15 protein-coding genes and 1 pseudogene are annotated in these 13,038 nt (G+C 64.1%); 10 read left to right on the forward strand and 6 right to left on the reverse strand.

Annotated features, from left to right (window positions below):
- Positions 1-196: pseudogene (locus ACIPUD_RS09770) on the reverse strand (IS110 family transposase); the annotation flags it as partial.
- A gap of 296 nt (positions 197-492) precedes the next feature.
- Between ACIPUD_RS09770 and ACIPUD_RS09775 the strand changes: the two are divergent.
- A complete protein-coding gene (locus tag ACIPUD_RS09775) occupies positions 493-870 on the forward strand; it encodes a PRC-barrel domain-containing protein (RefSeq protein WP_018455153.1) in 378 nt (125 codons plus the stop codon).
- 542 nt (positions 871-1,412) lie between these two features.
- On the opposite strand, the gene ACIPUD_RS09780 is transcribed toward ACIPUD_RS09775, so the two are convergent.
- Positions 1,413-2,651: an MFS transporter gene (locus tag ACIPUD_RS09780; RefSeq protein WP_085384427.1), complete on the reverse strand. Its 1,239-nt coding sequence runs from the start codon at positions 2,649-2,651 to the stop codon at positions 1,413-1,415.
- A gap of 129 nt (positions 2,652-2,780) precedes the next feature.
- On the opposite strand from ACIPUD_RS09780, the gene ACIPUD_RS09785 reads away from it, so the two are divergent.
- From ACIPUD_RS09785 to ACIPUD_RS09795, 3 genes are all read left to right on the forward strand, one after another.
- A complete protein-coding gene (locus tag ACIPUD_RS09785) occupies positions 2,781-3,389 on the forward strand; it encodes a TetR/AcrR family transcriptional regulator (RefSeq protein ID WP_446480474.1) in 609 nt (202 codons plus the stop codon).
- Between the two features lie 169 nt (positions 3,390-3,558).
- Positions 3,559-4,152, forward strand: a complete 594-nt coding sequence (locus ACIPUD_RS09790; protein WP_446480475.1) for a hypothetical protein — start codon at positions 3,559-3,561, stop codon at positions 4,150-4,152.
- Positions 4,153-4,311: 159 nt separating this feature from the next.
- Positions 4,312-4,683, forward strand: coding sequence for a hypothetical protein (locus tag ACIPUD_RS09795; protein WP_247371945.1), 372 nt, complete (start codon positions 4,312-4,314; stop codon positions 4,681-4,683).
- A 241-nt stretch (positions 4,684-4,924) separates the two neighbouring features.
- On the opposite strand, the gene ACIPUD_RS09800 is transcribed toward ACIPUD_RS09795, so the two are convergent.
- Both ACIPUD_RS09800 and ACIPUD_RS09805 read right to left on the reverse strand, forming a co-directional pair.
- Positions 4,925-6,298, reverse strand: a complete 1,374-nt coding sequence (locus ACIPUD_RS09800; protein ID WP_018455158.1) for a PleD family two-component system response regulator — start codon at positions 6,296-6,298, stop codon at positions 4,925-4,927.
- A 14-nt stretch (positions 6,299-6,312) separates the two neighbouring features.
- On the reverse strand, positions 6,313-6,678 hold the full coding sequence (locus ACIPUD_RS09805; protein ID WP_007603272.1) for a response regulator: 366 nt from the start codon (positions 6,676-6,678) through the stop codon (positions 6,313-6,315).
- A gap of 266 nt (positions 6,679-6,944) precedes the next feature.
- On the opposite strand from ACIPUD_RS09805, the gene ACIPUD_RS09810 reads away from it, so the two are divergent.
- The 3 genes from ACIPUD_RS09810 to ACIPUD_RS09820 are packed head-to-tail and all read left to right on the forward strand — an operon-like array spanning position 6,945 to position 8,949.
- Positions 6,945-7,256, forward strand: coding sequence for a DUF3572 domain-containing protein (locus ACIPUD_RS09810; RefSeq protein ID WP_018455159.1), 312 nt, complete (start codon positions 6,945-6,947; stop codon positions 7,254-7,256).
- The gene (locus ACIPUD_RS09815; RefSeq protein WP_446480476.1) at positions 7,253-8,542 is read left to right on the forward strand and encodes a DNA polymerase IV; all 1,290 of its coding nucleotides are present in this window, start codon (positions 7,253-7,255) and stop codon (positions 8,540-8,542) included. The genes ACIPUD_RS09810 and ACIPUD_RS09815 overlap by 4 nt, the downstream gene beginning before the upstream one ends.
- On the forward strand, positions 8,542-8,949 hold the full coding sequence (locus tag ACIPUD_RS09820) for an ACT domain-containing protein (protein ID WP_446480477.1): 408 nt from the start codon (positions 8,542-8,544) through the stop codon (positions 8,947-8,949). The genes ACIPUD_RS09815 and ACIPUD_RS09820 overlap by 1 nt, the downstream gene beginning before the upstream one ends.
- A gap of 9 nt (positions 8,950-8,958) precedes the next feature.
- On the opposite strand, the gene ACIPUD_RS09825 is transcribed toward ACIPUD_RS09820, so the two are convergent.
- Positions 8,959-9,360: a RidA family protein gene (locus ACIPUD_RS09825; RefSeq protein WP_085351382.1), complete on the reverse strand. Its 402-nt coding sequence runs from the start codon at positions 9,358-9,360 to the stop codon at positions 8,959-8,961.
- Between the two features lie 65 nt (positions 9,361-9,425).
- The gene (locus ACIPUD_RS09830; RefSeq protein WP_007611285.1) at positions 9,426-10,271 is read right to left on the reverse strand and encodes a cell envelope integrity EipB family protein; all 846 of its coding nucleotides are present in this window, start codon (positions 10,269-10,271) and stop codon (positions 9,426-9,428) included.
- 234 nt (positions 10,272-10,505) lie between these two features.
- Between ACIPUD_RS09830 and ACIPUD_RS09835 the strand changes: the two genes are divergently transcribed.
- Genes ACIPUD_RS09835 through ACIPUD_RS09845 form a run of 3 tightly spaced genes read left to right on the forward strand, consistent with a single transcriptional unit; the run spans position 10,506 to position 13,024 of the window.
- Positions 10,506-10,973: a RidA family protein gene (locus tag ACIPUD_RS09835; RefSeq protein ID WP_007611287.1), complete on the forward strand. Its 468-nt coding sequence runs from the start codon at positions 10,506-10,508 to the stop codon at positions 10,971-10,973.
- 5 nt (positions 10,974-10,978) lie between these two features.
- Positions 10,979-11,725 (forward strand): glycerophosphodiester phosphodiesterase, encoded by a 747-nt coding sequence (locus ACIPUD_RS09840; RefSeq protein ID WP_446480478.1) that lies wholly within the window; start codon positions 10,979-10,981, stop codon positions 11,723-11,725.
- A 54-nt stretch (positions 11,726-11,779) separates the two neighbouring features.
- A complete protein-coding gene (locus tag ACIPUD_RS09845) occupies positions 11,780-13,024 on the forward strand; it encodes a GNAT family N-acetyltransferase (protein WP_446480479.1) in 1,245 nt (414 codons plus the stop codon).
- Positions 13,025-13,038: the final 14 nt, after the last annotated feature.

Consider the following 13,038-nt stretch of genomic DNA (forward strand, 5'->3'; position numbering starts at 1 on the left):
CCTCTTCTCGCCAGCGATTGAGGAGCTTCAGCAAGGCGTTCTCGTCGACGTCGAGCTTCTTTAACGGCTGGCGCTCGACGCCAGGTACGATGCCTCCAACGAGCCAGCTCGACAGGCTGATCTCGATCACCGCAATCAACGTGCCGTCCGGTTCGAGGGGGCTGAGGGACCGGCTCAGGTCGTTCAACTTCTGCATGGGGTGCTCCATCGGTTCACATCAGCGCCGATGATGCCATATTCCTCCACCGTCGCCGCCCGCCCCATAGCATCTCCTTTGGAGGCTTTCGGACGCCGGCCCCCGTGTGCGCGGCAACACCGTCATGGGGCCGGCATCCGAAACCCTTCACACTAGCGGTCCTCGACCGGCCGCGCTCCGCAGGTCAGCTACGGGCCAATCGCGTCGATTTGGCGCTGCGACGGGCGCTCAACGCAGGAACGTCCTCGTAGCTGCCAAGTTGAGCCGCCAAAATCACCTGTGAGGGAGACAAAGTCATGGCCCGCGCAACAGCCCACCCGGATCATCACTGCATCTCGAGCGAAGACATTCAGGGAACCGAGGTGTATGGAGCAGATGGAAAGAATATCGGTGAGATTGATCACCTCATCATCGACAAGGTGTCAGGCCGCGTAGCTTATGCAGTCATGAGCTTCGGCGGATTTGTTGGCTTGGGTCACAGCCACTACCCCATTCCATGGAGCGCTCTGACGTATGATACGTCGATCGAGGGCTTCCGAACCAATATCACAGAGCAACAGCTCAGGGATGCGCCGGAGTTCAGCGATGACTCCTGGCAGGATCGAGATTGGGAAACGCGAACCCACCGGTATTATGGGACACCCACTTACTGGGAAGCGCGAGGTGGCCTATAACGCCAGACGACGCGCCGGAATTTTCCAATCGTGAGTGTCAGCTGAATTGATCGGCGACCCTCGTTGGATGCTGTCGGATCGATCTTCCAATACTAGCATTGAACTTCGCTGGAAACCGTCCAGCGAAGTTCAGGCGGTTTTGATTGATGAGCCTTGCAGCGAACAACGCCTGCCGCCCGCATCGGAGGCGGAGGATGCCGCTCATTGGTTTTGCTCAGCTTCTCTCTAGAGTCAGCCATGGGTCCAAGCGGCCCCCAGCGGGCATTACCGTGAAGGTCCGCTGCGGACAATTACGGAAGTCCCAAATTGGGCGCGGCGCTGGGCACTGATCAGGGCGCAGTGGTACCACTCCGTTTGATGATGCTCGCTCCACGAAGTTCGCTGCATCCTCAGCAGTCATGTTCTGACTATAGAGTCGGCGCACTGCGGGGCTTAGCCGCTCGGCGAAGCTAACAACCATCATGTTGTCCCCGGTGACCTCCCGTTGGCCCATTTGCTCCGCGTGCGACACAGCACGTTGCTCAACCCGCTGGACGCCTCGCCTACGCCGTCCGCAACACCGGCGCCGGCGGCTGCGACGGCCGGATCAGCGCAAACGCAACCTGGATGATGCCGCCGGCCAGCCCCAGCGCGACGCCGATGCGCCAGGCCATCGTGTACGAGCCGAGCGCGTCGTAGAGCACCCCTCCCCCATACGCGCCGAGAAAGCTGCCGATCTGGTGGCTCATGAAGGCGAGGCCCTGGATCATCGCCTGCCAGCGCAGGCCGAACATTTCGGCGACGGCGCCCGCGACCAGCGGTCCCACCCCCATCCACAGGAAGCCCATGATCGCGCCGAACAGCAGGGTCGAGGCCGGTGTGGCCGGCAGCATGAAGTACCAGGCCAGCGCGAGTGAGCGGAAGATGTAGATGCCGCCGAGCAGCGCCAGCTTGTTCCAGCGCTGGCCGGCCCAGCCGAAGAACAGCGAGCCGAGCACGTTGAAGCCGCCGATCATCCCGAGCGTCTGCGCGCTCAGCATCGGATCGAGGCCGCAGATCGCGAGATAGGACGGCAGGTGCGTGGTGAGGAACACGAGCTGCATGCCGCAAACGAGATAGGCGCAGGTCATCACTACGAAGGACGCGTTGCCGAAGGCGGTCTTCGCGGCAATCAACGCTGTGGCATCGACGATCTCGTCAGTCGCGGGCTTCGGCAGCGGGACCGCGTCGACGCGCCCGGCATACCAGGCCGCAGGGATCATCAGCACCGACATCACCACGAAGCCGGCGAGCCCGACGCGCCAGCCAAAGCCCTCGTTGAGCATCTGCCCGATCGGCGCCGACAGCAATGCGCCGAGCGAGCCCGCCCCGGAGACGATGCCGAGCACGGTGGAACGCACCGTCGCGGGCACCGCGCGCGCCGCCACCGACATCGCGATCGCCGCCGCGGTGCAGGCGAGCGAGGTGCCGATCAGCACGCCGGCGCCGATCATGATGGCGACGAGACCGTTCGCGGTTGCCATCAGCACGAGGCCCGCGATGTACATGAACGAGCCTGCGATCATGATGGGACGGAAGCCGTAGCGCGTGGTCATCGCGCCTGCGAGCGGCTGGAGAAAGCCCCAGGCGAGGTTTTGCACGGCCAGCGCCAGCGTGAAGTCGGAGATCGACAGGTGGATGTCGTGGGTCAGCGGCTGCATGAAGATGCCGAGGCTCTGCCGCAGCCCCATGCTCAGCGTCAGCATGATCGAGGCGCCGATCAGGATGGGCAATGTCGGGCGCAGGATCTGCAACAGGGGCATTTTTGTCTCCCTCGTGGGCGCGGCGCGCGCGCCGTCGTCTGCAATATCGATTGATTTTGGTTACACAGACCTGTGTACTTAGGCTATGAATAGGGTGCACTGTCAAGCGAACAGGACATTCACCGCCGCATGGCTCCCCCGCCCGCCCCACAGACGATGAAAGAGCGGATCCTCGAGACCGCCGACAAGCTGTTCTATCTGCAGGGCATTCGCGCCATCGGCGTCGACACCATCGCGGCCGAGATCGGTATCTCCAAGCGCACGCTCTACAACCACTTCCCCTCCAAGGACGCGCTGATCGCCGCCTATCTGGAGCGCCGCTTCGTGCAGCCCCGCCCCTCCGACAAGCCCCCGGCCGAGCAGATCCTCGCCACCTTCGATTCGCTGGAGCGCCGCTTCGCCGCAAAAGACTTTCGCGGCTGCCCATTCGTGAATGCCGTCGCCGAACTTGGCCCAGCGGACCGCGCCGTAAAGAAGATTGCCATCGCCTTCAAGGAAAGCCGCCGCATCTGGTTTCGCGATCGCCTCAATGAGCTAGGCGTTGCGAACGCGGAGGCACTCGCAACGCAGCTTGTGCTGCTGGTCGACGGCTCGATCGCGCAGGACCTCGTCCGCGACGACCCCGCAATGGCCCGCGCCGCGAAGGAAGCGGCGACGGTGCTGCTGCGGAATGCGGGGGTGACGGTGGGAGATCAGACTACGGTGAAGCGAGGCAAGCGGCCGGCCCGGCATCCCTGAAGCAACTGCAACATCAGAACCCGCCGCTCGCCGCAAGAAGTCCGGATCGGAAAGCACGCACCGCAAGGTCCGTTTGCCGTGCTTCACCCTTCGATCTCTTGAAGCGAGTGGACTGAGAGGAACCATCGTCATTTCGGCGTAGTTGACCTTCTTTACACCGGAGAAGGTCATGAATCGAAAATCGCTTCTTCTTACAGCCGCACTGTCCTTCGCTGTTGCCGCTCCCGTCTTCGCACAAGGCGGCGGCGGAGGTGGTGGCGGCGGTGCCGGCGGAGGCGCGGGTGGCGCAGCTGCGAGCGGCGGCGCGTCCGGATCATCCGCCAGCTCAGGCGCAGGCACTGGCACGTCTGGCGCCGCCAATGGAGGCCACTCGGCGCCATCCGGCATGGGCACAAACGGAACCTCAACCGGCGCTCACACCAACAACTCTCCAACCAACCCGAACGTTCAGCCCCCGACGCCGAACGGGAATACCGCGAGCACACCGACCACCACCGGCGCGGGCAACACCGCGTCAGGATCGACACAGGCGGGCACGCCAAACGGGACCGACAGGTCCGGTATCACGGCCACCAATGGCGCCAACAGCGACAACAAGGGCCAGATGAGCCCCGCGGAGCAGGCAAGAACGGGGATCAAGACGCTTCCACAGGACCAAACTCCAGGAGCCGTCAGTGCGCCGGGCGTTGGCGTCGGTCATGCGGCGAACGGCTTGCCGATCGGTACGCCCGGTTCGGGGACCAGCAACGTCGATCAGAAGTGACCCGGACTTTCTCCATCCCCACAGGGCCCGCTACGGCGGGCCTTTTCTGTGACGTCCTGAAGGGAGTGGACGAGGCCTAGCGCTGCGAGGGCGAGACATGGAGTAAACTTGGCATCAGGCGGCCCTGCCGATACACTGGTTTCTTTTTGAGGCGTGCCCATGATTAGATTTTCGTCGTTGCTGCCAATTTCATTTCTGATCATCTGCACCCCGGCCACGGCCGACGAGATGAAGATCCAATTCACATTTGGACCTCCGCGGCCCTGCACCACCGTCTTTCCCAATCCCGAAATCAAGATGAAGAGTGTTCCGCCCGGCACGCGCACGATCGTCGTCAAGTTTCGCAGAGAGAAGAACTACGAGATGGGCGGCCAGGAGATCCCATTTCCCTCAGATAACATCGTGAAGCCGGAGAGCTTGCGAACCTGGGGCCCCTGCAATTCCGGCCTGTACACTTACGAGATCATCGCAAAGTCCAACACCGGCGCGGCCCTGGCCAAGGCAGAATGGTCGGAACCGTATCCTCCCTGACGCGAAGGTGGACGCCCGCTTGTCCGTCGTGGCGTGCGGATTCCTCGCTTGCGGGATGACAGCAGAGTTTGTGGATATTCGGGATGCTAGCAGGATGCTCCTGTTTTGCCCGACGAGTCAAAGGGCAATGCTGTGCGCATCAGCCGTTTTGCAACCGCGTAAGTCATTGATCCGACTAGTGTCGGCTACTGTGCATGGGGTTGTTTTCGCGTTTTTTTTGCGTCGGCCGGTGCGAGCGGCCTCACGCCGCGTGCGACACCACGCGATTGCGGCCGTCGTGCTTGGCGCGGTAGAGCGCGGTATCGGCGCGCTTGAGCACGTCGCCAACCGCCTCGCCCTTCTGCTCCAGCGTGGTCAGGCCGATCGAGATCGTGACCTCGATGCGCTTGGTGCCCTTGTGGATCGCAAAGGGCTCGCCGGCGATCGAGCGGCGCAGGCGCTCGGCGACCATGCCCGCGACGTGGAGATCGGTCTCCGGCATCACGATGACAAATTCCTCGCCGCCGTAGCGACAGGCAAGGTCGATGCCGCGGATCGACTTGCGCACCCGCACGGCGAATTCGCGCAGCACGTCGTCGCCGGCGTCGTGGCCGTAATTGTCGTTGATCGACTTGAAGTAGTCGATGTCCAGAATCATCAGCGCCAGCGGCTTGCCGCGCGTTGCGGCCTGCTCGGCCAGCGTCGCGAGATGGCTCTCCATGTAGCGCCGATTGTGCAGCCCCGTGAGCGCGTCGGTGATCGCCATCTCGATCGAATTCTGCACGTTGTCGCGCAAATGGTCGGTGTAGCGGCGACGGCGGATCTGGGTGCGGGCACGCGCCAGCAGCTCGATCTTGTCGATGGGACGCAGCAGATAGTCGTTGACGCCGATCTCGAGCCCGCGCAGCAGCCGCGTCGCGTTCTCGGGGTCGGCGATCGCCAGGATCGGCACATGCCGCGTGCGCTCCAGCGAGCGCGCCTGGCTGCACAGCCGCAGGCCGTCGAAATTGTTGAGGTCGAGCGAGACGATCAGCAGATCGTAATTGCCCTCGGCGGCGTGGAACAGCGCCTCCGTCGGGTTCGGCTCGACGTCGATGGTGTGCTCGGCGGCAAGGATCGTCGCCAGCCGCTCATAGGAGGACTGGCGGTCGTCGACCAGCAGGATACGGCCGCCCTTGCCGGTGTCGGAGATCGCACTGCGCTCGGGCGCCTGCATGCCGATCTCGAGCGAGGTGATGGCGCGCATGCGCAGCTCGTCCGTCATCATCTTCAGCCGGGTCAGCGAGCGCACGCGCGCGATCAGCACGACATCGGAGACGGGTTTTGTCAGGAAATCGTCGGCGCCGGCTTCCAGCCCGCGGTTGCGGTCGGACGGGCTGTCGAGCGCGGTGACCATCACGACGGGAATGTGATGCGTGGCCGGATCGGTCTTGAGCCGGCGGCAGACCTCGAAACCGTCCATGTCCGGCATCATGACGTCGAGCAGGATGATGTCGCATTCGGCGCGGGCGCAGATCGCCAGCGCCTCGGTGCCGTTCGCGGCGGTCATCACGTCGAAATATTCGGCGGACAGGCGGGCTTCGAGCAGCTTGACGTTGGCAGGGACGTCATCGACGACGAGAATACGCGCGGACACTGTGAACTCACTTCCTATCCGATGAAACGTCGGACCGTCTCAATGAATTTGCCGACCGAGATCGGCTTGGACAAATAGGCCTCGCAGCCGCCCTCGCGGATGCGCTCTTCGTCGCCCTTCATCGCGAACGCCGTGACGGCGACGACGGGAATGCTGCGCAGCTCCGGATCGTCCTTGATCCAGCGCGTCACCTCCAGGCCCGAGACCTGCGGCAATTGGATATCCATCAGCACGAGGTCGGGCCGCATCTTGCGAACGAGGTCGAGCGCCTCGTAGCCGTTGCTGGTGCCGGTGGTCTGGTAGCCGTGCGCCTCCAACAGGTCGCGGAAGAGCTTCATGTTGAGCTCGTTGTCTTCCACGATCAGGACGGTCTTAGCCATCCCGCCCTCCTGATTGGTCCGCAGACCGATGCATGTGACGCCTCAGGCGCCGGTCGCCGGCGCTTCGAAAACTGGATTCAAACTAGCCTCGAATTCGCTTGAGTTTCGTTAAACCCGAGGGCCGACTTTCTGCGATGTGGTTTCCAGTTGCTTGTCGTGGGTCGCAAGACTTGGGTAAGAGACTGGGCAAGAGACTGGGAAACGAGACTCGGGCATGGTGGCCCCAAAGTAGACACCGAAAGTTAACGGAAAGGCAAACCGGCCACGTGAAAAAGCCTGTTCACAACCCGCGCGAAGTCGCTGAAATCGTTGCGCTTCAGGCGCTGTCTTTCGTCGCGGGCGAACCCGAGCGGCTGGGCCTGTTCCTGGCCGAGACAGGGGTCGGCCCGGAGATGCTGCGCAATGCCGCCTCGGACCCCAATTTCCTGCTGAGCGTGCTGGATTTCGTGATGCGCGACGACGCCACCGTGCAGGCCTTTGCCAGCGCTGCGGAACTGCATCCGACCAACGTTGCCGCAGCGCGGCAGGTTCTCGGCGACGCGCTCGGCGACCCCAATTGGGAGCGCGACGTGCCGTGACCTCCCTGGAGAGGGCCGGGCCCCGCTGCTTCTGCCGGGATTGTTCGGCCGATCTGGATATGGGCGTGCGGCGCTGTTCCACCTGCGGTTCCCCCCGCCTCGCCCGCCACCGCGCGCTCGCAAGCCTGACCATCGCACATATCGACTGCGACGCCTTCTACGCGACCGTCGAGAAGCGCGACAATCCCGACATCGCCGACAAGCCCGTGATCATCGGCGGGGGCAAGCGCGGCGTGGTGTCGGCCGCCTGCTACATCGCCCGCACCTACGGCGTGCGGTCGGCCATGCCGATGTACAAGGCGTTGGAAGCCTGCCCGCATGCCGCCGTGATCCCGCCGAACATGGCGAAATATGTCCGGGTCGGGCGCGAGGTGCGCCAGGCCATGCGAGCGCTGACGCCGCTGGTCGAGCCGCTTTCGATCGACGAGGCGTTCCTGGATCTCTCCGGCACCGAGCGGGTGCACGGCATGATCCCGGCCAAGGTGCTGGCGCGGTTCGCACGCAACATCGAGCGCGACATCGGCATCAGCGTCTCGGTCGGCCTCTCCTGCAACAAGTTCCTGGCGAAGATCGCCTCCGACCTGGACAAGCCGCGCGGGTTTGCTGCGCTCGACCAGGAGGAAGCGCGCCTGATGCTGGCGGAGAAGCCGGTCGGTTTCATTTTCGGCGTTGGACCCGCGACGCAGGAGCGTCTGGTGCAACGCGGCTTCCGCATCATCGCGGACCTGCAGAAGGCCGACGAGATCGAGGTGATGCGGCAGTTTCCGAGTGACGGCCGCAGGCTGTGGCGACTCGCGCGCGGCATCGACGACCGCCGCGTCGAGCCCGATCGGGGCGCCAAGACGATTTCGAGCGAGACGACGTTCGAGACCGACATCCGGGACTTCGCGACGCTGGAGAAGATTTTGTGGCGGCTGTGCGAAAAGACGTCGTCTCGCCTTAAGAGCGGCGAGCTCGCCGGCCTGACCGTCACGTTGAAGCTGAAGACCGCCGATTTCCGCCAGCGCACCCGCTCGCAGTCGATCACGGCCCCGACGCAGCTTGCCGCGAAGATCTTCTCGATCTGCCGCGAGATGCTGGCGAAAGAGATCGACGGCACCGCCTTCCGCCTGATGGGCGCCGGCGTCAGCGCCCTGCGCGAGGGTTCAGTCGCCGACGACACCGACATGCTCGACCGCCGCGCCGCCCATGCCGAGCGCGCGGTGGACAGCTTGCGCAAGAAATTCGGCAGCGCCGCAGTGATCCGCGGCATCGCGTATGAGGGGCCGGAAAAGGCGCAGGAGTGATGACAGGCGAACGCGACCTCCACGCACCGCTGAGACACATGAAGCCGGAGATGCGGCCGGGCATCTTCGTGTTCTGCACGATCCCGACGAACGAGCCAGTTCCCGCAGCGCTCAGTCCACTGCTGACGTTTTGCGAGCAGGAAGGAACGACGCTGGTGCTCCTGCGCGAAGAGGCCGAAGCGGCAGGACTACGCCACGCATTTGCATCGTGCCTGATCACCCTGACGGTTCACTCCGCACTCGATGCGGTCGGCTTCCTGGCGGCGATCACGGCACGTCTCGCCGCAGCCGGCATCAGCGTGAACGCCGTGTCGGCGTTCCACCACGATGATTTGATTGTGCCGGCAGACAGGGCTGACGACGCGATGGTTCTTCTGCGAGAGATGTCCAACGCAACACACTTGTAGCGAAAGATCTCAATCCGCGACAGCCACCGCCTCGATCTCGATCATCCATTCCGGCGCGGCGAGCGCCGAGACGCCGACCAGCGTGCTCGCCGGCGGCTCCATGCCTTCGAAGAAGGCCGAGCGGGCCTTGCCGATGATCGGGCGCAGCTCCGGCTTGTAGTTCACGACGAAGGTCGTGATCTTCACGATATTGGCGTAGCTCGCGCCGGCTGCTTTCAGCGCGTGCCCGAGATTCTGCATCACCTGCGTGGTCTGCGCGGCGATGTCGCCCTCGCCGACGATCCGCCCCTCCTCATCCACCGACACCTGGCCGGAGATGTAAATCGTCCGCGCCCCCGTGGCGGTGACGACATGCGAATAGGCGGGATTGTGATGCAGGCCGCTGGGACGGAGATGATCGAGCTTGGGCATGACGAGCCTCCCGGATGTTTGTGGTTGGGAGGAGCGTAGCCAGAGACCGCGTTGCAGGCCAGCCCTCAATTGCAGGGCTTGCTGTCCTTCGCGTCGAACTTGCCCATCGCGCCCGAAATCACAAAATCGTTGTAATCGAGCACAAGCTGGCGCGAGACGCCGTTCTCGTAGAGCTCGAACGCCATCGCATAGACCGGCGTCTGCTCGCCTTCCTTCTGCTGGGCCTCACGATCGAAATAGCTGACGGTGACGGGCCAGCGCTTGAGGGACTTCATGTGCTCGTCGGACGTCGAGGGATCGGGCGAGCCTTCGCGTTCGGCGGGGATCGGCTGGCCGATCACGGTCAGCGTGTTGTAGACCTTTTGGCCATCGTCGGAGCCGTCATAGACGGAGAGTTCGAGCAGCGACTTGCCGTCCTTGGCGGCGGCAATGATGCGCTGGATCTGTTCGGTCGGGAATACGATCTTGCCGTCGAGCGTAAAGCTCTTCGGGGCCGGCAGCTTCAGCTTGACGTTGATGTGGTCGCCGTCGCGCTCAGCCGAGCCGTCGACCCGGCCGGCATCCGCCTCGTTCATCCGCGTCTCGATCTTGAAGCGGTAGCTTTTGCCGCCGGCGTCCTCCCAGGAATTGGAGCGGAGGTCGCTGAGCGTGACCTTGCCCTCGCCGCTGTCGAGCTCGGAAACCTGGCGGAATTCGGAGGTGTAGCCCTCGCACGAACTTCCGGTGAAATTGTAGAGGATGCGGCCGCGCGCGCTGTTGATCGAATTCGAGCGCGATTTCACCAGGCTCAGATCATAGAGCGCCTGATGCGCGAGAAACGGACCGTTCGCGGCCAACGCCCCGCCTCCGGGGCCGAGAGCGGCCGCCGCGAGCGCCGTCACACCGAGCGAAGTCCGGAAAAGGTGCAGCATGTCTGGTTCCTGAGGAAAGCGCAGATTCGACATTTTAATGACCGTTCCATTGCGTCGCAACTGAGGCCGTTTCACGTAAAGTTGCGGCCTTTGCGTTGAACCTCCTGCCCTGCTTCAACAAAATGCCACCCCCGACGGTTGCTTGCATGTGGCGGCACGATGGGCGAAACAGGGCCCGCCCGGCCTGCAAGGGATGCGCCGGGGCGGATGGATTTTTGGACAACGAGGTCGGACATGGCGGGCACGGTCGAGCAGAAGCTGGCGGAACAGGGCATCAAGCTGCACGAGGCCCCCACCCCCGTGGCAAACTACGTGCCGTTCGTGCGCACCGGTAATCTGCTGTTCGTCTCCGGCCAGGTTTGCTTCGATCCCGCCGGCAAGCTGATCGCCAAGGGCAAGCTCGGCGCCGGCGTGACCATCGAAGACGGCGCCGCGGCCGCCCGCGGCTGCGCCGTCAATCTGCTGGCCCAGGTCAAGGCGGCGCTGGGCGACCTCGACAAGGTCGTGCGCGTGGTGCGCCTCGGCGGCTTCATCAACTCCGCGCCGGACTTCCTGGACGGGCCGAAGGTCCTCAACGGCGCCTCCGACCTGATGGTCGCCGCCTTCGGTGACAAGGGCCGTCATGCCCGCACCACTGTCGGCGTCGCCTCCCTGCCCGCGGATGCGGCGGTCGAGGTCGAAGGCGTGTTTGAGGTCGCCTGAGGCGAATGCGCGCTCCTGATTGGCTGACAGCCCGCCCGGTCGCCCATCGCGGCCTGCACGACATTTCCCGCGGCATCGTCGAGAACATGCCGGGCGCGGTGCAGGCTGCAATTGCGGGCAATTTCTCCATCGAGGTCGACATCCAGCTCTCCGCCGACGGCGAGGCCATGGTGCATCACGACCATGCGCTCGGCCGCCTGACCGAGGCCACCGGCCCGCTGGTCGAGAAAACCGCCACTGAACTGAAGGCGCTCACGTTCAAGGACACGGCCGAGCGGATGATGTCGCTCAGCGACCTCTGCGCCCTTGTTGGCGGCCGCGTGCCGCTGGTGATCGAGGTTAAGAGCCGTTTTGACCGCGACCGCAAGCTGGTGAAGCGGATGGCCGAGGTGCTCGAGTCCTATGATGGCCCAGCGGTCGGCATGTCGTTCGACCCGGACCAGGTGCTGGCGCTGCGCGAGCTGCTGCCATCCCGCCCCCGCGGCATCGTCGCGCAACGGAGCTATCAGGACGACTACTGGGCTCACCTGACGCAGCAGCAGCGCGACAGCATGCTGTACCTGCGCCATGGCTTTCAGACCCAGCCGCAGTTCGTCGCCTTCAGGGTCGACGACCTGCCCGCCCCCGCCCCCTGGATCGCCCGCAATGTGTTCGGCTGCGCTCTACTGGGCTGGACCGTGCGTACGACCGAGCAGCGGACGCGGGTCGCGCAATATGCGGATCAGATGATCTTCGAGGGCTTCGTACCCTAGGCTTGATGTTTCCCACTCTTGAAGTCGCTGCTGCAATGCACGATCTTGGGCACGATGGCACCATCCGAAATCACCCTTGAGGCCGTACCTTCCATTGGCGAAGTATCGCCGGACGACTGGGACGCCTGCGCCAATCCCGGCGGCAAGCCTTGTAACGGGCATGGCAAGGGAACCTCATCCGGACTTCCAGGGGATTCCCTCGGCCTCTCAAAGCCCGGCTATAACCCCTTCGTCTCCCACGCGTTTTTATCGGCCGTTGAGAAATCGGGTTCGGCCACGATCCGCACCGGCTGGGGACCGCGGCATCTCGTGGCCAAGGTCGACGGCCGTGTCGCCGGCGTCGTGCCCTGCTATCTGAAATCGCACTCGCAAGGCGAATATGTCTTCGACCGCGGCTGGGCCGATGCCTATGAGCGCGCCGGCGGGCGGTACTATCCGAAGCTGCAGGTTTCGGTTCCGTTCACGCCGGCGACGGGACCGCGGCTGCTGGTCCGCGACGGCGTTGACCGCGAGCACATCATGGAAGCGCTGGCGAGCGGGCTGGTGGCGCTGTGCGGTGTCAGCAAGGCTTCCTCGGTGCACGTCACTTTCGCCCGCGAGGCGGAGTGGAAGCTGCTCGCCGAGCACGGCTTCCTCCAGCGCACCGACCAGCAGTTCCATTGGCACAACGAAGGCTTTGCGAGTTTCGACGATTTCCTGGCGACGCTGAACTCCCGCCACCGCAAATCGATCAAGCGCGAACGGCGCGATGCGCTGGCTGCCGGGGTCACCATCCACTGCCTCACGGGCAAGGACATCACCGAGGATGCCTGGGATGCGTTTTTCATGTTCTACATGGAGACCGGCTCGCGCAAATGGGGCCGCCCTTATCTGACGCGGGAATTCTTCTCGCTGATCGGCGAAACCATGAGCCAGGACGTGCTGCTGGTCTTGGCACGCCGCAACGATCGCTGGATCGCGGGCGCGATCAACTTCATCGGCTCGGACACGCTGTTCGGCCGCAACTGGGGTGCGGTCGAGCATCATCCCTTCCTGCATTTCGAGGTCTGCTATTACCAGGCGATCGACTTCGCCATCAAACGCGGTTTGGCGAATGTCGAAGCCGGCGCGCAGGGCGAGCACAAGATCGCACGCGGCTACCTGCCGCGGACCACCCATTCCGCTCACTTCATCGCTGATCCGGGCTTGCGCCGCGCCATCGACGATTACCTCAAGCGCGAGCGCGCCTATGTTGCGGAAGCCGGACGGGAGCTGGCCGAGCTCGGCCCGTTCCGCAAAGGCGCCGACGAGGCGCCTTGACGGTTCGTTGCGGC

Source organism: Bradyrhizobium sp. CAR08, from assembly GCF_052871955.1.

Coding starts and splice junctions, on each gene's coding strand:
- ACIPUD_RS09775 (WP_018455153.1), top strand. CDS start 493: ATGGCCCGCGCAACAGCCCACCCGGATCATCACTGCATCTCGAGCGAA.
- ACIPUD_RS09780 (WP_085384427.1), bottom strand. CDS start 2,651: ATGCCCCTGTTGCAGATCCTGCGCCCGACATTGCCCATCCTGATCGGC.
- ACIPUD_RS09785 (WP_446480474.1), top strand. CDS start 2,781: ATGGCTCCCCCGCCCGCCCCACAGACGATGAAAGAGCGGATCCTCGAG.
- ACIPUD_RS09790 (WP_446480475.1), top strand. CDS start 3,559: ATGAATCGAAAATCGCTTCTTCTTACAGCCGCACTGTCCTTCGCTGTT.
- ACIPUD_RS09795 (WP_247371945.1), top strand. CDS start 4,312: ATGATTAGATTTTCGTCGTTGCTGCCAATTTCATTTCTGATCATCTGC.
- ACIPUD_RS09805 (WP_007603272.1), bottom strand. CDS start 6,678: ATGGCTAAGACCGTCCTGATCGTGGAAGACAACGAGCTCAACATGAAG.
- ACIPUD_RS09820 (WP_446480477.1), top strand. CDS start 8,542: ATGACAGGCGAACGCGACCTCCACGCACCGCTGAGACACATGAAGCCG.
- ACIPUD_RS09825 (WP_085351382.1), bottom strand. CDS start 9,360: ATGCCCAAGCTCGATCATCTCCGTCCCAGCGGCCTGCATCACAATCCC.
- ACIPUD_RS09830 (WP_007611285.1), bottom strand. CDS start 10,271: ATGCTGCACCTTTTCCGGACTTCGCTCGGTGTGACGGCGCTCGCGGCG.
- ACIPUD_RS09835 (WP_007611287.1), top strand. CDS start 10,506: ATGGCGGGCACGGTCGAGCAGAAGCTGGCGGAACAGGGCATCAAGCTG.
- ACIPUD_RS09840 (WP_446480478.1), top strand. CDS start 10,979: ATGCGCGCTCCTGATTGGCTGACAGCCCGCCCGGTCGCCCATCGCGGC.
- ACIPUD_RS09845 (WP_446480479.1), top strand. CDS start 11,780: ATGGCACCATCCGAAATCACCCTTGAGGCCGTACCTTCCATTGGCGAA.